Here is a 22,136-nt window from a genome sequence, read left to right as displayed (position 1 = left end):
CTCTACAGGGCCGGTTGTGCGCAGCCATCCAGCGCCTGGTCGACCAGCAGCTGCACGCCTTCGAGCATCCGGCAAAGGCCCAGCGCCACGCTGCGGTGCGTACCGTCGACTTCAAAGGCCAGGTGCGTGGCGATCACGTTGATCGACGCCAGGTCTTGCGAGGCATTGATCAGCAGGGTTTCGGCGTCCAGGTCGGTGCGCACGGTAAATAATGCTGCTGACGCCGGGTCGCTGGGTTGAGCGGTTGGGGTGGGGGGCTCGGGGTGCAGATAGTGGTTGATCGCACGATCCGCCGCATCGCGCAGAAGACTGGCATCGTAGCTGGGTGGGGGGTTGGGGCTGTGTTTGATCATGGTGAAGCTCCTGGTAGGTGGAGCTGCCACCGTTCGCGGTCAAACGAGTAGGGTGGCAGCTGTACGCGGGTTGACCGACCGGAAACCAGTGATTCCGGCATACCCGAAGGTATCCCGCGCACAGCTGCCGCGACACGATACATCAGACATAAGAAAAACGCCTGAAATAGGTCTGGGGTGCTGTAGCGTACTGGTTTGGTCGGACGGTCAAATCCGGCCGCTGATTTGGCAGCGGCAACGGGAAGGTTAGTCAGCACCTTTCCGAGGGACAACCTGAAACGGATGTAGGAAGCATCTGGTGCGCCCGCGTTAAGGTGCGCAGATCCTGCAAACACCGATAAACCCTGTGGGAGGTGTCGAGCTTTAGCGAGGCTACGATAGCGGTTGGTCAACCAATATCAATGCCAGCAGTACCGCCGCCATCGCAGCCTCGCTGGGGCTCGACAGCTCCCACATTAATTTGGGCCAGATGGCATTGCGTGTTCGCTGTAGGACGCCAGCATTAAGGTGCGCAGATCCCACAAACACCGATAAACCCTGTGGGAGTTGTCGAGCTTTAGCGAGGCTACGATAGCGGTGGGTCAGCCAATATCAATGCCAGCAATACTGCCGCCATCGCAGCCTCGCTGGGGCTCGACAGCTCCCACATTAATTTGGGCCAGATGGCATTGCGTGTTCGCTGTAGGACGCCCGCGTTAAGGTGCGCAGATCCTGCAAACACCGATAAACCCTGTGGGAGTTGTCGAGCTTTAGCGAGGCTACGATAGCGGTGGGTCAGCCAGCATCAATGCCAGCAGTACCGCCGCCATCGCAGCCTCGCTGGGGCTCGACAGCTCCCACATTAATTTGGGCCAGATGGCATTGCGTGTTCGCTGTAGGACGCCCGCGTTAAGGTGCGCAGATCCTGCAAACACCGATAAACCCTGTGGGAGTTGTCGAGCTTTAGCGAGGCTACGATAGCGGTGTGTCAGCCAATATCAATGCCAGCAGTACCGCCGCCATCGCAGCCTCGCTGGGGCTCGACAGCTCCCACATTAATTTGGGGCAGATGGCATAGCGTGTTCACTGTAGGACGCCAGCATTAAGGTGTGCAGATCCCACAAACACCGATAAACCCTGTGGGAGTTGTCGAGCTTTAGCGAGGCTACGATAGCGGTGGGTCAGCCAATATCAATGCCAGCAGTACCGCCGCCATCGCAGCCTCGCTGGGGCTCGACAGCTCCCACATTAATTTGGGCCAGCTGGCATTGCGTGTTCGCTGTAGGACGCCCGCGTTAAGGTGCGCAGATCCCACAAACACCAATAAACCCTGTGGGAGTTGTCGAGCTTTAGCGAGGCTACGATAGCGGTAGGTCAGCCAGCATCAATGCCAGCAATACTGCCGCCATCGCAGCCTCGCTGGGGCTCGACAGCTCCCACATTAATTTGGGCCAGCTGGCATAACGTGTTCGCTGTAGGACGCCAGCATTAAGGTGCGCAGATCCCGCAAACACCGATAAACCCTGTGGGAGCTGGCTTGCCTGCGATAGCTTAGGCACTGGCAACATTGATATCCGCCCATGCAACGATCCGGGCAATGTTTTTGATCGCTCCCACAGGACGTGGGAGCGATCCGTCAATCAAGACGCTATCAGGCGATAGCATCCCAGGCGCGGTCGCCTTTTTCGTCCTTGATACGGGTCGGCAGGCCCATCACGTCCAGTGCCTTGAGGAACGGCTCGGCTGGCAGTTCTTCAACGTTGGCCATGCGTTGCACGTCCCACTCGCCACGGGCCACCAGCAGCGCAGCGGCTACCGGTGGTACGCCGGCGGTGTAGGAGATGCCCTGGCTTTCGGTTTCGGCAAAGGCGTCTTCGTGGTCGGCCACGTTGTAGATGAACAGCTCGCGTGGCTCGCCATCCTTGGTGCCCTTGACCAGGTCGCCGATGCAGGTCTTGCCGGTGTAGCCCGGTGCCAGCGAGGACGGGTCAGGCAGCACGGCCTTGACCAGTTTCAAAGGCACCACTTCCAGGCCTTCGGCGGTGGTGACCGGTTTCTCGGAGAGCAGGCCGAGGTTGTTCAGTACGGTGAACACATTGATGTAGTGTTCGCCGAAGCTCATCCAGAACCGCACGTTGGGCACGTCGAGGTTTTTCGACAACGAGTGCACTTCATCGTGGCCGGTCAGGTACAGGTTCTGTGAACCCACTACCGGCAGGTCGTCGGTACGTTTTACTTCGAACATGGTGTTGCTGGTCCACTGGCTGTTCTGCCAGCTCCACACCTGCCCGGTGAATTCGCGGAAGTTGATTTCCGGGTCGAAATTGGTGGCGAAATATTTGCCGTGGCTGCCGGCATTGACGTCGAGAATGTCGATCGAATCAATGCGGTCAAAATGCTGTTGTTGCGCCAGCGCCGCATAGGCGTTGACCACACCTGGGTCAAAACCCACACCGAGGATCGCAGTGATGTTTTTCTGCTTGCATTCCTCCAGGTGGTTCCACTCGTAGTTGCCGTACCACGGCGGGGTCTCGCAGACCTTGCCCGGCTCTTCGTGGATGGCGGTGTCGAGGTAAGCCACGCCGGTATCGATGCAGGCACGCAGTACCGACATGTTGAGGAAGGCGGAGCCGACGTTGATGACGATCTGCGATTCGGTTTCGCGGATCAGTGCCTTGGTCGCTTCCACGTCCAGGGCGTTCAGGGCAAAGGCCTGGATCTGGGCGGGTACCTTGAGGCTACCCTTGGCCTTGACGCTGTCGATGATGGCCTGGCATTTGGAGATGTTGCGCGACGCGATAGCAATACGACCGAGTTCGTCGTTGTGCTGCGCGCACTTGTGGGCCACCACCTTGGCGACACCTCCTGCACCAATGATAAGAACGTTCTTTTTCAATTGCTTTATCTCTCCTTTATCTGTCCGCTTTACGAAAGGCTGGACAGGTAGTCGTCGTAACCAAATTCACGAACCACTTCGACTGTACCGTCGAGTTGTTTCACTACGATGGACGGCATTTTCAGGCCGTTGAACCAGTTTTTCTTGACCATGGTGTAGCCTGCCGTGTCGATGAACGACAGTCGATCGCCGATGGCCAGCGGCTGATCAAATTGATATTCGCCGAAGATATCCCCGGCCAGGCACGACTTGCCGCACACCATGTAGGTGTGTTCGCCATCGCTTGGCGCCAGTTTGGCATTGAGGCGATAGATCAGCAGGTCCAGCAGGTGGGCTTCGATGGAGCTGTCGACCACGGCGAGGTTTTTGCCGTTGTACAGAGTGTCGAGCACGGTCACTTCCAGGGAGGCGCTGTTGGTGATCGCCGCTTCGCCGGGTTCCAGGTACACCTGCACGTCGTACTTCTGCGAGAACGCCTTGAGGCGCTGGCAGAACGCGTCGATGGCATAGCCTTCGCCGGTAAAGTGGATGCCGCCGCCGAGGCTGACCCAGTTGACCTTGTGCAGCAGTGCGCCGAAACGTTCTTCGATGGTGTTCAGCATCTGGTCGAACAGGTTGAAGTCACCGTTCTCGCAGTTGTTGTGGAACATGAAGCCGGAGATCTGCTCGATCACGCCTTCGATCTTCACCGGATCCCACTCGCCCAGACGGCTGAAGGGGCGCGCCGGGTCGGCCAGCAGGTAGTCGGAGCTGCTCACTTGCGGGTTGACGCGCAGGCCGCGGGTCTTGCCCTCGCTGCGCTCGGCAAAGCGTTGCAGCTGGCTGATGGAGTTGAAGATGATCTTGTCGCAGTTGTCGAGCATCTCCTCGATCTCATCGTCGGCCCAGGCCACGCTATAGGCGTGGGCTTCACCTTCGAACTTCTGGCGACCGAGCTTGAGCTCGTACAGCGAAGAGGACGTGGTGCCGTCCATGTATTCCTGCATCAGGTCGAACACCGACCAGGTGGCAAAGCACTTGAGCGCCAGCAGCGCCTTGGCGCCGGACTGCTCGCGCACGTAGGCGATCTTCTGCATGTTGACCAGAAGCTTCTGTTTGTCGATGAGGTAATACGGGGTTTTGATCATTTTTCAGAGCCTGCGGCGGAGCCTGCCAAAAAAGGACAGGCATTGTGCCCGCACTTGCTCAGGATCGAAAGGTTAGTCAGCGGAATTTGCAGGCTTGGGCCTACAGGCCACTCAGGTATTGGTCAGCAAATGGGTGCATAACCGTGTGGCCAGGCGGTGAGGCAGTGGTTTAGTCGCCAGGCGCACGCTTGATCGTCACGCGTAAACCCTTGTCATGGCCCCAGTGGAACCTATAGCGCCGAATTACGACGTAATGGGAAATACATCGCTGCTGGAGCTACGACTTTGACTGTCCAACTGAACGCTCACTCATCTGTCTATCCACCGGACTACCTGCCCAACGAGAACGCCGATCAAACTGCCAAGGGGGAGGTTGCTGCGTCTTCCAGGCAAAAGCGTGGGGTGGCGTCAGCTTCGGCGTTATGGCCACAACACTCAGTCATAAGAATTTCCCTGATGGGCATGAGTAAAGCGCAAGAAGAATTTACCAAAGCCAACATCAATAAATGGGCGCCTCACGTCAATCTGCACTTTGAGTTCACTGACGCCGCCGACGGGGATATCCGGATTGCCGCAGACAACGATATTTCCGGTGGGCATTCGTACTTGGGTACCCGCTCGCTCTATGTACCGCCCGACAAACCTACAATGGTCATCGGCCTCAAGGGTGGGCCGAATGCTTATAACGCCGGTACGATCCAGCATGAGTTCGGTCATGTTTTGGGGTTGCAACATGAACATCAGCACGAAAACAATGATTTGGATATCAATTGGTCCGAAGTCAAGAAAACCTACATGGATAAAGGTGGGGAGAAAGAACTAAAAGCGAATTTTGGGCCGTTGGTTTCCGATGTTGTGTCATCTGACTATGATCGTAAATCCATCATGCATTATGGTTTCAATTCATCCTGGCTCAACAGTGGAGATGCTATTGGGGACAACAATGAGCTCTCCGAGGGTGATATCCACTTTGTCCGCTCGCTCTATCCACCCGAGGTCAAGAAAAAACCAGTTTCTGCCAGTTGGTGGGACTTCCGTCACGTTCAGCCGTCTCCATAAAAAGCCTGGGGTAGGCCGATCATGAGCGAGATTCGTGATCATCTACAGTAAAATGAGTTTGTCTCATTATGACCCGCTGCCGACAATAGCTCCCATACCAACACATTGGAGTTTTTGTCATGGCTGTCGCTCATTCCCTTGGATTTCCGCGCATTGGACGCGATCGTGAACTGAAAAAAGCGCAGGAAGCGTTTTGGAAGGGTGAGCTGGACGAAGCCGGTCTGCGCGCCGTCGGCCGTGAATTGCGGAAGACCCACTGGGACTTGCAGAAACAGGCCGGCATCGAGTTGCTGCCGGCTGGGGATTTTGCCTGGTACGACCAGGTGCTGACCCACTCGCTGATGTTTGGTGTGATCCCCGAGCGTTTCCGCCCGGCTGACGGGCATGCCACCCTCAATACCCTGTTTGCCATGGCCCGTGGCGTCAGCGACAGCTGCTGCGGCGGTGCCCACGCCCAGGAAATGACCAAGTGGTTCGACACCAACTACCACTACCTGGTGCCTGAATTCAGCGCGGACCAGCAGTTCCACCTGGGCTGGGACCAATTGTTCGAAGAAGTCCAGGAGGCCCGCGACCTGGGGCACACCGTCAAGCCGGTGGTGATCGGGCCGCTGACGTACCTGTGGCTGGGCAAGGCCAAGGGCGGTGACTTCGACAAGCTCGACCTGCTCGACCGCCTGCTGCCGCTGTACGGGCAGATCTTCCAGCGCCTGGCGGACCTGGGCGTGGAATGGGTGCAGATCGACGAGCCGATCCTGGTGCTGGATCTGCCCCAGGACTGGAAAAACGCGTTTGAACGCGCCTACAACCTGATCCAGCGTGACCCGCTGAAAAAACTGGTCGCCACTTACTTTGGCGGGCTCGAAGAAAACCTCGGCCTGGCGGCCAACTTGCCGGTCGATGGCCTGCACATTGACCTGGTGCGTGCACCTGACCAGTACCCGACGATTCTCGACCGTCTGCCGGCCTATAAGGTGCTGTCCTTGGGGGTGGTCAACGGGCGGAACGTCTGGCGCTGCGACCTGGAAAATGCCCTGGCTACCTTGCAGCACGCCCATGAACGCCTGGGTGATCGCCTGTGGGTTGCGCCGTCCTGTTCGCTGCTGCACAGCCCGGTGGATCTGGGGCGTGAAGACAAGCTCGACGCCGAGCTGAAAAGCTGGCTGGCCTTCGCCGTACAAAAGTGTGAAGAAGTCGCCGTGCTGACCCAGGCCATCAACCAGCCCGAAGCGCCGAACGTGCTTGCTGCCTTGGCCCAAAGCCGCGCCGTGCAAGCGGCCCGCGGGGCCTCGCCGCGTATCCACAAACCGGCGGTACAAGCTCGCGTGGCGGCTATCACCGCCAAGGACAGCCAGCGCCAGTCGCGGTTTGCCCAGCGCATCGCCCAGCAGCGCGCCGGCCTTGACTTGCCGCTGTTCCCGACCACCACCATTGGTTCGTTCCCGCAGACCGCGTCGATCCGCCTGGCGCGCCAGTCGTTCAAGGCCGGCAAGTTAAGCGAGGCCGAATATGTCGAGGCGATGCACAGCGAGATCAAGCACGCCGTTGAAGTGCAGGAAAACCTTGGCCTGGACGTGCTGGTGCACGGTGAAGCCGAACGTAACGACATGGTCGAGTACTTTGCCGAACAGCTGGACGGCTATGTATTTACCCGCTTTGGCTGGGTGCAGAGCTACGGCTCCCGCTGCGTGAAACCGGCGGTAATCTTCGGCGACCTGAGCCGCCCGAAAGCCATGACCGTGGAGTGGATCCGCTACGCCCAAGGCCTGACCAACAAGGTCATGAAGGGCATGCTGACCGGCCCGGTGACCATGCTGATGTGGTCATTCCCCCGCGAAGACGTGAGCCGCGAAGTGCAGGCCCGGCAACTGGCGCTGGCGATCCGTGACGAAGTGGTGGACCTGGAAGCGGCGGGCATCAAGATCGTACAGATTGATGAAGCGGCGTTCCGTGAAGGCCTGCCCCTGCGCCGGGCCCAGTGGCAGCACTACCTGGACTGGGCCACCGAAGTGTTCCGCCTGTGCGCCTCGGGTGTGCGTGACGCAACACAGATCCATACCCATATGTGCTACAGCGAATTCAACGATGTGATCGAGTCCATCGCGGCGATGGATGCCGACGTGATCACCATCGAGACTTCCCGTTCGGACATGGAACTGCTGGACGCGTTCGAAGCCTTCGCTTACCCGAACGACATTGGCCCGGGGGTCTACGACATCCACTCACCCCGGGTGCCCGACGCCTCGGAAATGGCCAACCTGCTGCGCAAAGCCGCCCAGCGCATCCCGGCCGAGCGCCTATGGGTCAACCCCGACTGCGGCCTGAAGACCCGCGCCTGGCCGGAGACGGAAGCGGCGTTGATTCACATGGTTACAGCTGCCCGGCAATTGCGCGCTGAATGGGCGTAGCTGCGGCTGACACAAATCCCATTGTGGGAGCGGGCTTGCCCGCGATAGCGGCAGTCCAGTGACTACTTCTGGCAACTGACCCACCGCCATCGCAGGCAAGCCAGCTCCCACATTTGATTTGCGGCGGCACCAAAACTCTCTGCCACGCGCTGCCCCCCCTGTGGGAGCTGGCTTGCCCGTGATAGCGGCAGCCCAGTCACCACTTCTGGCAACTGACCCACCGCCATCGCAGGCAAGCCAGCTCCCACATTTGAATTGTGGCGGTACCCAAATTCTCTACCACACGCAGACCCCCTGTGGGAGCGGGCTTGCCCGCGATAGCGGCAGTCCAGTCACTACTTCTGACAACTGACCCACCGCCATCCCAGGCAAGCCAGTTCCCACATGTGGATCTTTGTGCTCAGAGGTATTTGAGCCACGCTATATCCCGCCGTCGGGCCTTCAGCAGGGCAAACCAGCGCACGGGCAGGTACAACGCCAGCGGCAGTAACAACGCCACCAGCCACACCGCCCCCACGCTGTCGAACCCAAAGTGCGTCCCCTGATTCAGGCCAAACAGCGCCACACCCATCACGTACAACACCTTCAGCACATACAGGTGCAGCAAGTAGAAGAACATCGGCGCCGCGCCGAACACCGCCAGTATGTCGATCCAGCGCCGCTGCCCGGCGCGTTCAAAGGCCAGCAGCAACAGCAGCCCCACGCCCAGGGTCAGCGCCAGGAACAGCAATGACGGCGGATACTTGGTGATGTTGAAGAAGCTCATCCAGGTCTGCACCGGGCTGTCATGGCTGTGCCACGGTGCCTCACCGTAACCATTGATCGTGCGCAACACCCCAAAGCCCACCAGCGCGCAAATGCCCGCCAGCAACAGATACCGCTGACGCCGCGCCGCCGGCATCGCCCCGGAAAACCACGGGCCGAGGCTGTAACCCAGGGCAATCACCCCGATCCACGGCAACACCGGGTAGGTCGTGCGCAGGCGCAGGGTGTCGCTCACCTCGATCCAGCTGCGCTCATGCAGGATCGTCCAGGGAATATGCCACGCCGACCCCGCTGCGAAATGCACGCCATCAAGCAGGTTATGCCCGCCAATGATCACCAGCGCCAGGCCGATCAGCAGCGGGCGGGGCAGCCACACCAGCGCGGCGAGGGCGATCATGCTCACGCCGATGGCCCAGATCACCTGCATATAGATCACGCTGGGGGGCAGTTGGAAGGTCCAGGCGAAGTTCACCAGGGTAAATTCCAGCACCACCAGGAACAGCCCGCGCTTGAACAGAAACGCCGCAACATCGCCACGGCCTTGGTACTTTTCGCCGTACAGATACGCCGACAAGCCGGTCAGCAACACAAACACCGGCGCACACAAGTGGGCCAGGGTGCGGCTGATAAACAGCGCCGGCTCCGTGCTGTCGATGCTCATCGGGTCGCTGACCTGGCGGTGCAGCAGGAACGTCTCACGCACGTGGTCGAGCAACATGAACAGGATCACCAGGCCACGCAGGGCGTCGATGGAGAGCAGGCGTTGGCGTAAACGGGCAGCGGGAACAGCGTCGGTCATGGTGCAGGGTCGCCGGCGGGAATGTAGGGGCGGTTATCTTATAACATTGGTCGGCAGCTGTGGATTTCTCAGTCGGAATCGGGCCCTGCAGGTGCTAGGGTAGGGCGCAGACTTTGACCACCCTGGAGTGACTTATGAGCGTCCTCGTTGATATCAAGGCTGTCGTGCAATTCTGGACGGCGGCGGGCCCATCACGCTGGTTCAAGAAAGATCCACAGTTCGATGCCGAGTTCAGCGCACGCTTCCACGAGGCGCACTTCCAGGCAGCCAGGGGCGAACTGGAACACTGGATGGACGAGCCCGAAGGCGCGCTGGCGCTGCTGATCCTGCTCGATCAATACCCGCGCAACACCTTCCGGGGTACTGCCCATATGTTCGCGACCGATCCACTGGCCAGGGCTTATGCCGCACGTATGATCGACGCCGGGATGGATCGGCTGATTGATCCGGCATTGCGGGCGTTTTGCTATTTGCCTTTCGAACATTCCGAAAGCCCTGAGGATCAACAACGGTCTTTGGCCTTGAACAAGCAGCTCGACGCCAGTACCTATCACTGGGCCAAGGAACACGCCGAGATCATCGAGCGATTCGGTCGGTTTCCGCACCGCAACGCGGCGTTGGGCCGGGTGACGACTGAGCAGGAGCAGGCGTTCCTCACGGGCGGCGGATTTTCTGGCTAGTATTCCTCGCGGGAATGGGCCGATAAAAAAGCGACATTGTATTTATCGCTGCACATCTCGTAGCGTGGCTGCTCACCCAAGGAGATGCCACCGTGACTGACCTGCCGATGCGCTTGTATGTCGATGCCCTGTTCACCAGCCCGTATGCAATGTCGGTGTTTGTGACCCTGCGGGAAAAAGGCCTACCGTTCGAGGTGCGCCCCCTCGACCTTGACGCGCTGGAGCAGCAGTCTCCGGTGTTTACCGGGCTGTCCGTGACCCAGCGGGTGCCGACCCTGGAGCAGGCTGGGTTTGCCTTGTCAGAGTCGTCGGCGATTACCGAGTACCTGGAGGATGTGTTCCCGCAGGTGCCGGTGTATCCCAGGGAGCCGCGCCAACGTGCGCGGGCACGGCAGATTCAGGCATGGTTGCGCAGCGATCTGCTGGCGATCCGCCAGGAACGCTCCACACTGGTGGTGTTTTGCGGGGTCCAGTATGGCCCGTTATCAACCCAGGCCCAGGTGGCGGCCGACAAGCTGATTGCGGCGGCGCAGCAATGGTTGGCCGAGGGCGACGACTACCTGTTTGGCCAATGGTCGATTGCCGATGTGGACCTGGCCGTGATGCTCAACCGGCTGATCCTCAATGGCGATCCGGTGCCCGCGCGGTTGGTGGCATATGCCCAGCGTCAGTGGCAGCGGCCATCGGTACAGGCCTGGGTCAACCAGGCACGTCCGGCGTTGTAGCGCCCAGCGGCCATTCCTGCGCGACCCGGCGGTCGAGGTCTTCCCAGTCTTCCATGCCGAGCACCCGGGTGGTGTTCAGGCCGCGTATGTACCCGCGCAACTGCTGGGCGGCGGCGCTGGCCTGATCGGCATCGGCAGTCGGGTCCTGCAGGACGTTTTCGTACTCGATCAAATAGTCGGCAACGCGCTCGCGATACTCTGGCAGGACGGCGTTGCGGATGCGATCAAAGGTCTTCTGATGGGGTTTCATGGAGAGGTCCTTCTTATAGATTTTATTGTGTGCCGGTGTCGCAACCGTCAATTTGGCATGGCTTCGCGGCTGAAAGCCTCCACTGCGGACACCAGGCCCTTGGCGGCCAGCACCACCAGTTCAGCGCCTTTCTCAGGCGTTGCCAGGGCCGGGTCGGAACCCATCCGGCCATCCGGGTGGCGGGCGCGGAAATCCTGGGCCTCGCGGATCGGGCCGGAAGACGCGATCTGTGGTGAATAGTCGGCGGTCTTGATCAAGTCCGGATAAGCCCATTGGGTAATCGCAATCTCGGAAGGGGTGGCATGGGTGCCATGCCCCGTCGGGAACTGCGCGCGCGCCAGTTCGCCAACACCTTCCAGGTCCCACCAGTTGCACAGCTTCAAGGCAAAGCCGGCAGGGCGACGGGCGAAGCTGGCCTCGGCGTACAGTTCGGAAAAGGCGGCTTCGATGGTGGCGATATTGCCGCCGTGGCCGTTGAGAAACAGGATCTTCTCAAAACCGTGGGCCGCCAGGGAGCGGGTCCAGTCACCGATGGCGGCGATAAACGTCGACGGGCGCAGGGAGATGGTGCCGGGGAACCCAAGGTGATGCTGGGCCATGCCGATATTGAAGGTCGGGCCGACCAGGATATCGGCGTCTTTTTGCGCGTGATGGGCAATGATTTCCGGGCACATCCAATCGGTGCCCAACAGGCCGGTAGGGCCATGTTGTTCATTGGAACCGATAGGAATCACCACGGTGCGGCTACGGTCGAGAAATTGGCTTATCTCGATCCACGTTGACTGGTGCAAAAGCATTGGAGGTTCTCTCTCTGGTCAGGCTCGGCCTTCCAGATACTACCTCAACCGGCGCTGGCGATCTGGCGCGGCTTGCAATTGAGGTAGGGCGAGGATTTCAGCCAGCGCTGGTCGGGGTACCAGGAAAACATGAACTGGCCATCCTTGAGTTTGTCCACCACCTGGCGCGCCACCTGCGGACGCACGGCGGGGCAGCCCTGGCTGCGGCCGATGCGGCCTTCACGCTTGCTCCACAAGGGGCTGACGTAGTCGGCGGCGTGGATCACGATGGCACGGTCGCGGGCCTGGTCATTGAACCCCGGCTCCAGGCCGTCCATGCGCAGCGAGTAGCCATGGGTGCCCTGGTAGCTTTCCTGGGTGCGGAACAACCCGAGGCTGGATTGATGGCTGCCTTCGCTGTTGGAGAACTGGGTGGCGAAGTTTTCCCCGGATTTTTGCCCGTGGGCTACCAGGTCGCGTAGCACCAGCTTTTTTTGCCGCAGATCGAAAATCCACAGGCGACGGGCGGTCGAAGGTTGCGAGTAGTCGATCACGGCCAGGCGTTCAGAGCGTTCCTGGCCGTTATTGACAGCACATTGCATCGCGCTGAGGGCACTTTTAAGTACAGTGGGATTGAGTTCTGGAGCCGAGCGCGCCAGGCTGTTATACAAGGTATGAGGTTTGGCATTCTCTGCGAAGGCACCCGTACAGAACGCGCCCAGGGTGGCGGCGATCAGGCCGAGTCGGCAGTAAATATTCAGCATTTATCAAGCATCTCCGCCGTAGATTGGAGCTAAGCCATTGTTCAAAAAACACGCATGTTACTTGAGCCTTTGCTTGCTCGTAGCACCATTGGTCGCCATGGCCGATGAACTGCCGGTCGAGCCGCCAAACCCAGTACAGCTGGCACTTGGGCAGTTGTCGAGTGTTTGCCCCGATTTGGCGACCCAACTGGATACACCGGACGAGCTGCGGCTGCAGGCTTTTTACCAGCAACAAGGCAATGCTGCCCTGTGGTCGGTGGACGATCGCCGAACGGCCCTGCAGGGCCAGTTGCTGTTGCTGGCCGACGACGGCCTCGATCCGGCGCACTACCGGCTGCCCGACGTGGCAACCACCAGCAATGTGCTGTGTACCGACTTCGCAACCAGCCAGCACTACCTGCAAGCCCTGCATGACTTGCACTATGGCCGTTTGCAGCAGGCCCATTACGAGCCGCTGTGGCATTCCCAGCCGCCAACTGAGGATCCGGCCGTTGCGGTGCTGGCCCTGGCCAACGCGGGGCTTGCGGACATGCCGGCGGCGTTCGACCAGGCCCGGCCCGCAGCCGGTCTGTATCGTAGCCTGCGCGCGGCCTATGCCACCCAACGCCTGCAACCCTTGCCGCAGTGGGGTGTGATTGCCGACGGCCCATTGCTGCGTCCCGGCGGCGAAGACCCACGGGTGCCGGCCCTGGCCCGACGCCTGGTCAGTGGCGGCCAGTTGGCGAGCGTGCCCAAGGGCAATCAATACGGCAATGAGCTGGTGGCGGCGGTGAAGCGCTTCCAGGCCAGCCATTCGCTGCAAGCCGACGGGGTGATCGGCCCGGGCACGGTGGCCGAGCTTAACGTCAGCCCGGCGGTGCGCCGCGAGCAACTGCGGGTCAACCTCGAACGTTTTCGCTGGCTGGCCCAGGACCTGGAGCCGGACGGCATTCTGGTCAACGTCGCGGCGGCCCAGTTGAGTGTCTACCAGGGTGGTGTGCCCGTGTGGCAGACCCGCCTGCAGGTGGGCCGCGCCGAACGGCAGACGCCGCTGCTCAAGTCGCGCATCACACGCTTGACCCTCAACCCTACCTGGACCATCCCGCCGACCATCATGCGCGAGGACAAACTGCCGGCCATCCGCCTGAACCCGGAGTACCTGCGCCAACAGAACCTCAAAGTGCTCGACAGTGAAGGCCGCGCCCTGTCGCCCGAGCAGGTGGACTGGTCGCACCCCGGCAACATCCTCCTGCGCCAGGACGCCGGCCCGCGCAACCCGCTGGGCAAGATCGTCATGCGCTTCCCCAATCCATTCTCCGTGTACCTGCACGATACGCCCAGCCAACCGTTGTTCAGCAAGGGGCCACGGGCGTTCAGCTCGGGGTGTGTGCGGGTGGAGCAGCCGATGCTGCTGCGCGATCTGCTGGTGAACCCGGCAGAAAAAGCGCGGACCGAGGAATTGCTGGCGACCGGGCTGACCCATGAGTTCCGCCTGGCCACGCCGGTCCCGGTGTTGCTGGGGTACTGGACGGTGCAGGTGGATAGCCAGGGGGCGTTGCTGTACGCGCCGGATATCTATGGCCGCGATGGCGTGCTGTTGAAGGCCCTGGGCGCGGTCCTGTAGGTGCGCAGCGAGGCGCAATATGAGACCCGGTTGGCATCCTTGAAAAATTAACCATCAGGCATTTCTCAAACACTCAAGAAACCGACCAAGCTTGCCGACGTGATGGGTACATACCCAGGAGCGTTCAATATGAGCAGTCAACATTTGGCAGTCGGTATCAGCCTGTTTTTCGCGCTCGTCAGTGGCACTGCCCAGGCGGCGCCCGTGAGCCACGGCGTTATCCATTTCCGCGGCAGCATCGTCGAGGCAACATGCACTACGGGCGATGGGGCGGGGGCGACATTGGCCCTGAGTGGTTGCCCGCAGTTTGTACCCGCAAGCAACGTCAGCGCCCAGGGTGTCGAGCCGGTGCGTACCGTCAGTGCCTTGGACCACTCGGTGGTCAAGGTCAAGATGGTGACTGAAACGCGCGATGGTCGTTACTTCGATCGGCAATACAACTTGAGCGATGCGGCAGGCAAACCGTTGCGTTCAGGGGCTTACCTGGTGACGCTGAGTTATCCCTGACCCGACGACGTTGTCGCGATGTCGAAGGTCCGGCTCGCAGGGGCGTGTTGCCACGAACTTTTCGCGTCAGCCTGGAGATTCAACGCGGGTTGATCAGGTAAAGTCGGCGTCTTCAGGATGAAACGTCAGGTAACAAACGATGGGGCAGTTTATACGGCAATCGGTCTTGGGCCTGCTGGTCATGGTGTTCACCACGCTGGCCGTGGCGCAAACGGCGCCTCCGGCATTGGAGAATGTGCCGCTGAACCAGCGGGTGATCGACCTGACCCATACCCTGGATACCTCGACCCAGCAGCGTCTGACTGAGCAACTGGCAGACCTCGAACAACGCAAAGGCGCGCAAATCGCCGTGATGCTGCTGCCGACTACGGGCGACGCTGACCTCGAAACATTCACCACCCAACTGTTTCGCGCCTGGAAATTGGGGCGCAAGGGCATCGACGACGGTATTTTGCTGCTGGTGGTCAAGGACGACCGCACTGTGCGGATCGAAGTCGGTTACGGCCTGGAGGGGGTGGTCACGGACCTGTTGAGCCACCGGATTATCGAGGAGCAACTGAACCCGGCGTTTCGCCAGGGCGATTACGCTGGCGGTGTGCAGCGCGCCGTGGACGCCCTGACCGTGCTGGTCGAGGGTGGGGACTTGCCGGCCGTAGACCAGACCCGGGAAACAGTGGATGAAACTGCGGTGTTGCTGGCGCTGATTCTGGGGGTCGTCGGCGGGGTGCTGCTGGCCTCGGGCAAGCTGCATTGGCGCCGCGGCCTGATTGCCGGCCTGGTGCTGACCGTGTTGCTGACGGCACTGGCCGCGATCAATGGCAAGGCCTGGCCGATCTATGTGCTGGCGCTGCCGTTTTGTATGTCGATCAGCGCGGCCCTGTTCGGCGCGTTATGGCAGGCCAAGGCGGTGTTTTATTGCGTAGTGGGGCTGATGGCCTACAGCATCGGCCTGGGGTTGGTGGATCACTACCTGACTGAAGTGTCCTTTATGAACTGGCTGGCATGGCCGCTGGCCGCGCTGGTGGTGCTGGGCCTGTACCTGATCCTGTTCGCGGTGATGAAAGCCGCCTGGAAACACAGTCGGCTGGGTTTTTGCGTGCAATCGGTGATGGTGCTGGGGGTCTATGGCGCGGCGGGGTACATGCTGGAGATGGGGCTTGATGGCTGGTTGTTCGCCTGGCCCATCAGCTCGTTCGCGGCGTTGTTCATTTATGGTCAGGGCACGGGCGGGTCGAGCTCCGGTTCCAGCGACCGTTCAAGCTCCAGCTCCAGCTCAAGTTCAAGCTCCGGTGGCGGGTTTTCCGGTGGCGGCGGTTCCAGCGGCGGCGGTGGGGCCTCAGGGAGCTGGTGAGGCCCCGTGCCGGCTCAGAGCGTCATCACCATTTCATGCCAAGCCATCCCGCCGTGGTCTGACGCCGAGGGCTGCACATACTGGTAACCCATGCGTTTGTACAGCGGCACATGCTGCTCCTTGCACATCAAGTGGATGGTCTGTTTGCCCATCCCGCGCATGCGCTGCACAAAGGCTGTCATCAATTGCGTGGCGTAGCCCTTGCCCTGGTGCGCCGGGTCCACCACCACCGACATGATCACTACATTCGGCGCATCCGCTGAGTGCCCCACCAACTCCTTGAAGGCCTCATCCGACATCACCACATCATGGGCGCAACCGCCGTTGATAAAGCCCACTACCTGACCGTCCGCTTCCAGAATCAGGAAGCCTTGCGGGTACAGGGCGATACGCGTGGCGATCTTCTCCAGGGTCGCGGCTTCATCGCCCTCATAGGCGCTGATTTCGATCTCGTAGCAGCGGGCGGCGTCTGCCGGCGTGGCGTTGCGCAAGGTGAGGGCGGGCATGGGGATTCCTGGGCTGGGCGATTGAACGAGGGGCTGCATGATAGCGGGGTCGGTGCGCTGGCGAAAATCCCAGCGGCGGGCTTATTGCCGGTGCTTCTCCATCCTAATATCCCCGTCCGCCAATTGCTCCACCACCACCCAGCCCAGGCGCTGGTAAAACCCACTGGCCCGGCTCGCTTGGGCGGTTTCCAGCCAGATCTGTCGATGGTGCTGGAACAACAAGGCTTCGGCCTGCTCCATCAGTTTGCGGCCCAGCCCGCGGCCTTCGAATTCGGGGCGGATGAAGGCGGCAAATACACAGCCGTCGTCGATATCGGCCATGGCAAACCCGACCGCTACACCTTGCACCTCGGCGACCCAGACGCAGGGCGCTTGCTGCATGGCTTGTTGGATGGCATCGGGGGTGATGCCCATTTCTGCCAACTGCTCGTGGGACAGGTGGTTTTCCCTGACGCTGGTGCGAATGTCGAAGATGGCGTCGATATCTGCCGGGGTGGCGACTCTGATAGGGCTGCTCATGCAGTTCTCGCTGTTATCCATGAATTCAACGTCGTAGATCCCGCGTGCCGCCAGGGCGGTGAAGGGGCGGGTGAGCGGCCGTACATCACTCAGTTCCCAGGCGAGCCAGCCTTCCTCGAAATAGCTGGCGCAGGCCGCTGGCACGTCCTCGGGGGTGAACGCACGCACTGCTTTTACCCGTACGATGGCGACGGCCACGCCGGTTTCATCTTCATCGCCATCGGTATGCAGGAAGCGCCCGTTCTCGACAATCAGCAGGTCCTGGGACGGCTCCAGTTGTGGCTGCCAGCGGCGGATTTCCAGGGTTTTTTCGCCTGCGGCGATGCGGCTGCCGCTGGGGCGCACGATGGAGAGGGCTTTGATGGTGCTGCTCCTAAAGAGGGGTGTTGTACTTCACTGCCGCCGCTGCCCGCGATGGCACGTTCAGACTTCTCAACAACCCCGACACATGGATGCGTACGGTAAACGGCGAAATATCCAGGGCCTTGGCGATTTCCTTGTTGGTCTTGCCTTGGGCGATCAGTCGCAACACCTCCTGCTGGCGCGCGGTCAGGGTGTTGGTGTCCAGGGGCAACAGCCCCGAGGGGGCGAACTTGACCAGCACCTCGCCCTGGCGGATGGCGAGCAGGGCCTGGCCGATTTCTTCGGGGGCGATGTTCTTGCCGATAAAACCATCGGCGCCCAGCGCCATCACCTGTTCGATCAACCCCGGGTCATCGACCATCGACACCACGATCAGCGTGGTGCGCCGCAGTTGCTGGCGCAGCTCGCCCAACTGGCTGATACAGGTCAGGCCGGGGAAGCGCAAATCGAGGATCAGGGTGTCGACTTCGCTGCCGCTCTTGAGCAGGTGCAGCACTGTATCCAGGTCGCCGGCCTGCTCCACGCGGGCCTCGGGCAGCAGGCGTTGCACGGTGCGCAGCATGCCTTCGCGAAACATGGGATGGTCGTCGGCGATGATGATCCGGCATGTCATGGTGTGCTCCTCCCTGGGGCCAGGTTGTGTGGCGTGCTACTTTACCACTCTGCTCAGCGCCTGCCTGCTGGGGGCACAGTTTAGACGATGACCGTACAAGGACGTTGCCCATGAAGTTCGTGAAAGACGCCGAACTGGATCAAGCCAACCTGCGTATTGTGGTGGCCGTCTGCGCCATTGTGTACATCAGCCTGCTGGGCTTTTTGCCGGGGCAGTCGATGGACCGCTATGTGCCGGTGATTATCTACATCTGCCTGTTTCTGCTGGTCTCGGTTGTGCTGCGCCAGGTGATTGCACGCTGGCCCGGGCATTACCCGGCGCGACGGGTTTTCGGGATGATCCACGACTACACCGGCACCTCGTTCGGCCTGGTAGTCGGCGGCGAGGCGGCATTGCCGCTGTATGCGGTGATGGTCTGGGTCAACCTGGGCAATGGCATGCGCTATGGCTCGCGCTACCTGGCGATTGCCACGGGCCTGGCGTTGCTGGCGCTGCTGATTGTGTATCGGCTGACCCCGTTGTGGCAGGCGCAGCCCTTTATGGTGCTGATGCTGATGATTACCAGCACGGTGATCCCGGTCTACGCCCACCTGCTGCTGGAGCGCACGCGCAAGGCGTCTGAAGAGGCCACCGCCGCCAACCTGGAAAAGTCGCGCTTCCTCGCCCAGGCCAGCCATGATCTGCGCCAGCCCATCCACTCCATCGGCCTGTTTACGGCGTGCCTGCGTGAAGCGCGGTTGGGCGATGAGGAGCGGCGGCTGGTGGACAATATCGACCGTTCGCTGCTCAACGTCTCGCAGTTGTTCCGCTCCATTCTCGATCTCTACACCCTGGATAACGGCCGGCTGCTGCCCAAATACCAGGTGGTGCACCTGGGTGAGTGGCTGGCCGACCTGCTGCGGCAAAACGCCGAAGCCGCACGCTGGGCCGGCGTAGAACTGCGCCTGCGCCCCTGCGCCCACTGGGTGCGGGTGGATCCGGCGCTGTTGGCAACGATGGTGCAGAACGTGCTCTCCAATTGCTTCAAGTACGGCGGCCAGCGCCCGGTACTGATCGGCGTGCGCCAGCGCGACGGCGAGGTGCGGGTGGAGATTCACGACCAGGGCCGGGGGATTGCCGAGGAGCATCTGCCGCGGGTCTTCGAGGAGTTCTATCGCGTCCGCCACCTGCGCGACAAGGACGTCGAAGGGGTCGGCCTGGGCTTGTCCATCGTCAAGCGTCTGGGGCAGTTGATGGACATGGACGTGGTGCTGCGCTCCCGGGTGGGCCATGGCACGTCCGTCAGCCTGCGCGGGTTGCACCTGGCGACCGCGCCCCATCAACCCCCGGTGCGCGACGATGCACGCCAGGCGGGGCTGTTGACCGGCTTGAAAGTGTGCCTGGTGGAAGATGACCACAACGTGCTGCTGGCCACCCAGGCATTGCTGGAGCGTTGGGGCTGCCAGGTGCAGGCGGAGTCGAGCGGGCATAACCTGGTCAGCGATTGCGACATTATCGTCGCCGACTATGACCTGGGCAACCACGCCACCGGTATCGAGTGCATCGACCGGTTGCGCGCACAGCGTGGCGTGGCGGTGCCGGCGCTGATTCTGACCGGGCATGAGGTGGAGAAGATCCAGGCGGCGCTGCACGACCGGCAGATCGCCATTTTGTCCAAGCCAGTGCGCCCCGCTGAACTACGGGGCACCCTGCGCGACCTCAGCCAGGGGCCGGTTACTAGTTAAACGGCGTCAACCCGTTACCCCGGGCGCCCTTGGGTTGGCAGTAGGCGGCGGGTTTCATCATGCCAAAGCTGGCCACTGCAAACATCCCGCCGCTGGCACCGCTGGGCACGGAGCAGTTGTAGTCACCGGAGGCGGTGCTGGCGATGTAATAGGTGGTCATGGAGTCGCTGCGGACATTGGAGACGCGCTTGACCGGTTCGCCGAGGTTGGTTTCCGAGAGGGTCTTGAGGTGGTCTTCGGTGGGCTTGATATTGCTGCAACCGGCAACACCGAGCATCAGGGCGCCCAACAGGGCAAGGCGGGCGACAGGGGAGTGCAGTTTCATGGCATGTCTTCCTTGGGGTTGTTTTAGTGTTTTCAACGCACAACGATCCCTTGCACGGCGGGTTCGACGTGCTGGCGGGGAGCATTGGAGTACCAGGGAATATAGCGCCGGGGGCCTGCGGGGTCGATTAGCACAAGTGTGCTAATGGCACCTTGAGGTCACGGCAAACAGAGTGAATTCAGGGAGATTCGCATGCTGCAAATCAGACGCGCCACCGACGACGATGGCCCCATCGCCTTCGACATTCGCCGTCAGGCGATCCGCAGCCAATGCATCGGCGCCTACACCGCCGAACAGATGCTGACCTGGACCCGTGGCGCGGCCGAGGACGGCTATACCGCGCTAATGGCCAAGCCGTTTTACCTGGGCTGCGTCGATGGCGAGCCGGTCGCCACGGGCATGCTTGACCCGGCGCACCGGGAAGTGGGAGCGCTGTTTGTGCTGCCCGGTTCTATCGGACGCGGTTTTGGCCGGCAGATGCTTGAGCACCTGGAGCAAGTGGCGCTGGAGTTGGGGATTGAGGAGGTGGTGCTGGACGCGACGTTGAATGCCGCGCAGTTCTATCGCAGCCGTGGTTATGAAGGCTGCGAACAGTCCATCTATCATTCGCCTTCGGGGCTGGAGCTGGCGTGTATCCCGATGGTCAAGCGCCTGACTGTTTGAACGCCGCCCGCAGCCGCTCGATCACGCCCGGCACCGTGAGCCCGGCCGTCGCGGGTGGCGTCGGGTTCTCACCGAACTCGCGCCAGATAAACAGGGTGAGTTCGGCCCCATCTGTCGCCGCTTGCCCGTCGCTGCCAGTGCCGAAGTCTTGCAGCACCCGGTAGCGCTCATCCTCCCAGAACAGCGTTTCGACCCAGTCATAGACCGGGATCAAATGAAAATGCAGCGGGAAACCGGGCATATGCCCAAAGCGGCTGATGTATAGCCACTTGGGTTGGAGCTGTACTTCCATCACCCGCTGGGTTTTCGCCAGCAGGCCACCCATTTCCGCCAGGGCCGCGTCGGGCAGGTCAGCCAGCGAGCTGATTGGCGTCTTGGCCCCCAGCATCAAATAACCGGGCAGGGCCGAGGCCAGGTGATGGTTGAGCAGCCAGTGTTCGGTTTCGTGGAGGATATGGGACGGAGCAATGTGCATGGCCGGGCACCTGGGTCGGGCCGGCAGGATACCAAAGACAACCCCCTGTATCCCAGAAATGGGCGCGATCTGTGTCTTTCGACGGGCGGGTCTTGTGGGTACTGTCCTGCTCTTTGCTTTAACGCTGAGGCAATCATGGATCTACTGGCTACCCCTTTTGGCACCACCGACTGGTCGACCGTCGAACCAGAGTTGCACCCTGGCGAAACCGGCAGCGCCCTATGGCGCACCTGCCATTTCGGCACCACCCGCGTGCGCATGGTGGAATACAGCCCTGGCTACCTGGCTGACCACTGGTGTTGGCGCGGGCATGTGTTGTTGTGCCTGGAGGGGGAGTTGCAGACCGAACTGGAGGATGGCCGCCAGTTCACCCTGACGGCGGGGATGAGTTATCAGGTGGGCAATGACAGGGACGGGCACCGGTCGAGCACAGCCACCGGGGCCAGGCTGTTTATTGTGGATTGATTAGTCGTCCATCGGCTGAGATGGATCCATCGTGGGGTTTTCAGAGTTTGGTGTCTCGGCACAACTCCCGTATTTGATGGGCGGTGTGGCACAAAGCTCTGCGCTCGGCAAAGATCCCTGTGGGAGTTGGATTGCTCGCGGTGGCCATAGGTATCTTCTTCTGGGTATGTGTACATATCCGTTGCTGCGGTTACGGCCACTTAGGGTTCCGCCCTTACGGCGGCTCACTTTGGAAGAGCCCCAAAGTAAGCAAAGGGCTCTTGCCCCACCACTCGGTGCCTCGCCTAGGCTCGGCATGCCCGCAGTCAGGCATTGCTCCGTGGGCCCGCCGCGATCGGCCATCCATGGCCGTGTCGCGGCTACCCCGGCATCCATGCCGGGGTGCCCACTGCGCAATACCTGCCTGCGGCCATCGTGGTTTAACGGGGCGCCTAAGATCAA

At 61.1% G+C, this 22,136-nt stretch carries 22 protein-coding genes and 1 pseudogene; 10 read left to right on the top strand and 13 right to left on the bottom strand.

All coding sequences use genetic code 11. The features are described 5' to 3' along the window. Positions 1-2 precede the first annotated feature (2 nt). The 3 genes from HBR94_RS25940 to HBR94_RS25930 form a co-directional block, all read right to left on the bottom strand. A complete protein-coding gene (locus HBR94_RS25940; RefSeq protein ID WP_115127998.1) occupies positions 3-353 on the bottom strand; it encodes a DUF6124 family protein in 351 nt (116 codons plus the stop codon). A 1,630-nt stretch (positions 354-1,983) separates the two neighbouring features. Continuing rightward, the gene (locus HBR94_RS25935; protein ID WP_170045762.1) at positions 1,984-3,228 is read right to left on the bottom strand and encodes a saccharopine dehydrogenase family protein; all 1,245 of its coding nucleotides are present in this window, start codon (positions 3,226-3,228) and stop codon (positions 1,984-1,986) included. A 29-nt stretch (positions 3,229-3,257) separates the two neighbouring features. Next, positions 3,258-4,355 carry a carboxynorspermidine decarboxylase gene (locus HBR94_RS25930; protein ID WP_057438683.1) on the bottom strand — a complete coding sequence of 366 codons (1,098 nt, stop codon included), beginning with the start codon at positions 4,353-4,355 and terminating at the stop codon, positions 3,258-3,260. Between the two features lie 285 nt (positions 4,356-4,640). Here HBR94_RS25930 and HBR94_RS25925 point away from each other — a divergent pair, with 285 nt between their 5' ends. Together HBR94_RS25925 and metE are read left to right on the top strand one after the other, a co-directional pair. Further along, positions 4,641-5,414: a M12 family metallopeptidase gene (locus HBR94_RS25925; RefSeq protein ID WP_162947720.1), complete on the top strand. Its 774-nt coding sequence runs from the start codon at positions 4,641-4,643 to the stop codon at positions 5,412-5,414. A gap of 119 nt (positions 5,415-5,533) precedes the next feature. Then, positions 5,534-7,822 carry a 5-methyltetrahydropteroyltriglutamate--homocysteine S-methyltransferase gene (gene metE, locus HBR94_RS25920; protein WP_170045760.1) on the top strand — a complete coding sequence of 763 codons (2,289 nt, stop codon included), beginning with the start codon at positions 5,534-5,536 and terminating at the stop codon, positions 7,820-7,822. Between the two features lie 400 nt (positions 7,823-8,222). On the opposite strand, the gene HBR94_RS25915 is transcribed toward metE, so the two are convergent. Continuing rightward, entirely contained in the window at positions 8,223-9,386 is a 1,164-nt protein-coding gene (locus tag HBR94_RS25915) for a DUF1624 domain-containing protein (protein ID WP_170045758.1), read from the bottom strand. A 134-nt stretch (positions 9,387-9,520) separates the two neighbouring features. Between HBR94_RS25915 and HBR94_RS25910 the strand changes: the two genes are divergently transcribed. Then, positions 9,521-10,066, top strand: coding sequence for a DUF924 family protein (locus HBR94_RS25910; RefSeq protein ID WP_170045757.1), 546 nt, complete (start codon positions 9,521-9,523; stop codon positions 10,064-10,066). A gap of 92 nt (positions 10,067-10,158) precedes the next feature. After that, on the top strand, positions 10,159-10,791 hold the full coding sequence (gene yfcF, locus HBR94_RS25905; protein ID WP_076964883.1) for a glutathione transferase: 633 nt from the start codon (positions 10,159-10,161) through the stop codon (positions 10,789-10,791). On the opposite strand, the gene HBR94_RS25900 is transcribed toward yfcF, so the two are convergent. From HBR94_RS25900 to HBR94_RS25890, 3 genes are read right to left on the bottom strand one after another with little or no spacing between them, the layout of a single operon-like run. Beyond that, positions 10,766-11,041 (bottom strand): hypothetical protein, encoded by a 276-nt coding sequence (locus tag HBR94_RS25900; protein WP_057438677.1) that lies wholly within the window; start codon positions 11,039-11,041, stop codon positions 10,766-10,768. The genes yfcF and HBR94_RS25900 overlap by 26 nt on opposite strands. Positions 11,042-11,088: 47 nt before the next feature. Then, on the bottom strand, positions 11,089-11,838 hold the full coding sequence (locus HBR94_RS25895) for a creatininase family protein (RefSeq protein WP_057438676.1): 750 nt from the start codon (positions 11,836-11,838) through the stop codon (positions 11,089-11,091). Positions 11,839-11,882: 44 nt separating this feature from the next. Beyond that, on the bottom strand, positions 11,883-12,581 hold the full coding sequence (locus tag HBR94_RS25890) for a murein L,D-transpeptidase catalytic domain family protein (RefSeq protein WP_057438675.1): 699 nt from the start codon (positions 12,579-12,581) through the stop codon (positions 11,883-11,885). Positions 12,582-12,618: 37 nt separating this feature from the next. Here HBR94_RS25890 and HBR94_RS25885 point away from each other — a divergent pair, with 37 nt between their 5' ends. From HBR94_RS25885 to HBR94_RS25875, 3 genes are all read left to right on the top strand, one after another. Beyond that, on the top strand, positions 12,619-14,184 hold the full coding sequence (locus tag HBR94_RS25885; protein WP_170045756.1) for a L,D-transpeptidase family protein: 1,566 nt from the start codon (positions 12,619-12,621) through the stop codon (positions 14,182-14,184). Between the two features lie 129 nt (positions 14,185-14,313). After that, positions 14,314-14,691 (top strand): type 1 fimbrial protein, encoded by a 378-nt coding sequence (locus HBR94_RS25880; RefSeq protein WP_057444725.1) that lies wholly within the window; start codon positions 14,314-14,316, stop codon positions 14,689-14,691. A 139-nt stretch (positions 14,692-14,830) separates the two neighbouring features. Next, positions 14,831-16,042 (top strand): YgcG family protein, encoded by a 1,212-nt coding sequence (locus HBR94_RS25875; RefSeq protein WP_170045755.1) that lies wholly within the window; start codon positions 14,831-14,833, stop codon positions 16,040-16,042. 14 nt (positions 16,043-16,056) lie between these two features. Here HBR94_RS25875 and HBR94_RS25870 read toward each other — a convergent pair whose 3' ends face one another. The 4 genes and pseudogenes from HBR94_RS25870 to HBR94_RS25855 all read right to left on the bottom strand — a co-directional run bounded on the left by HBR94_RS25870 (position 16,057) and on the right by HBR94_RS25855 (position 18,043). After that, positions 16,057-16,548 (bottom strand): GNAT family N-acetyltransferase, encoded by a 492-nt coding sequence (locus tag HBR94_RS25870; RefSeq protein WP_170045754.1) that lies wholly within the window; start codon positions 16,546-16,548, stop codon positions 16,057-16,059. A gap of 81 nt (positions 16,549-16,629) precedes the next feature. Continuing rightward, positions 16,630-17,067: a GNAT family N-acetyltransferase gene (locus HBR94_RS25865; RefSeq protein WP_170045782.1), complete on the bottom strand. Its 438-nt coding sequence runs from the start codon at positions 17,065-17,067 to the stop codon at positions 16,630-16,632. Positions 17,068-17,184: 117 nt separating this feature from the next. Beyond that, a pseudogene (locus HBR94_RS25860) lies at positions 17,185-17,412 on the bottom strand (ASCH domain-containing protein); the annotation flags it as partial. 28 nt (positions 17,413-17,440) lie between these two features. Next, positions 17,441-18,043 carry a response regulator transcription factor gene (locus HBR94_RS25855; RefSeq protein WP_057438671.1) on the bottom strand — a complete coding sequence of 201 codons (603 nt, stop codon included), beginning with the start codon at positions 18,041-18,043 and terminating at the stop codon, positions 17,441-17,443. Positions 18,044-18,153: 110 nt separating this feature from the next. Here HBR94_RS25855 and HBR94_RS25850 point away from each other — a divergent pair, with 110 nt between their 5' ends. After that, on the top strand, positions 18,154-19,767 hold the full coding sequence (locus tag HBR94_RS25850) for a hybrid sensor histidine kinase/response regulator (protein WP_057959862.1): 1,614 nt from the start codon (positions 18,154-18,156) through the stop codon (positions 19,765-19,767). Here the strand turns inward: HBR94_RS25850 and HBR94_RS25845 are convergent. After that, positions 19,760-20,092, bottom strand: a complete 333-nt coding sequence (locus HBR94_RS25845) for a hypothetical protein (RefSeq protein WP_057438669.1) — start codon at positions 20,090-20,092, stop codon at positions 19,760-19,762. The two genes, HBR94_RS25850 and HBR94_RS25845, sit on opposite strands and share 8 nt — an antisense overlap. Before the next feature lie 192 nt (positions 20,093-20,284). On the opposite strand from HBR94_RS25845, the gene HBR94_RS25840 reads away from it, so the two are divergent. Beyond that, complete coding sequence (locus HBR94_RS25840; protein ID WP_169961172.1) at positions 20,285-20,755, top strand: GNAT family N-acetyltransferase; 471 nt, start codon at positions 20,285-20,287, stop codon at positions 20,753-20,755. Here HBR94_RS25840 and HBR94_RS25835 read toward each other — a convergent pair. Continuing rightward, complete coding sequence (locus HBR94_RS25835) at positions 20,736-21,230, bottom strand: HIT family protein (protein WP_057438667.1); 495 nt, start codon at positions 21,228-21,230, stop codon at positions 20,736-20,738. The genes HBR94_RS25840 and HBR94_RS25835 overlap by 20 nt on opposite strands. Positions 21,231-21,365: 135 nt before the next feature. Here HBR94_RS25835 and HBR94_RS25830 point away from each other — a divergent pair, with 135 nt between their 5' ends. Next, on the top strand, positions 21,366-21,695 hold the full coding sequence (locus HBR94_RS25830) for a DHCW motif cupin fold protein (RefSeq protein ID WP_115128012.1): 330 nt from the start codon (positions 21,366-21,368) through the stop codon (positions 21,693-21,695). Positions 21,696-22,136 lie beyond the last annotated feature (441 nt).

The organism is Pseudomonas sp. WS 5412 (genome assembly GCF_012985615.1).
In the GTDB taxonomy this organism is placed as follows: Bacteria; Pseudomonadota; Gammaproteobacteria; order Pseudomonadales; family Pseudomonadaceae; genus Aquipseudomonas; species Aquipseudomonas shahriarae.
This window is presented reverse-complemented; position numbering and strand designations above follow the sequence as displayed.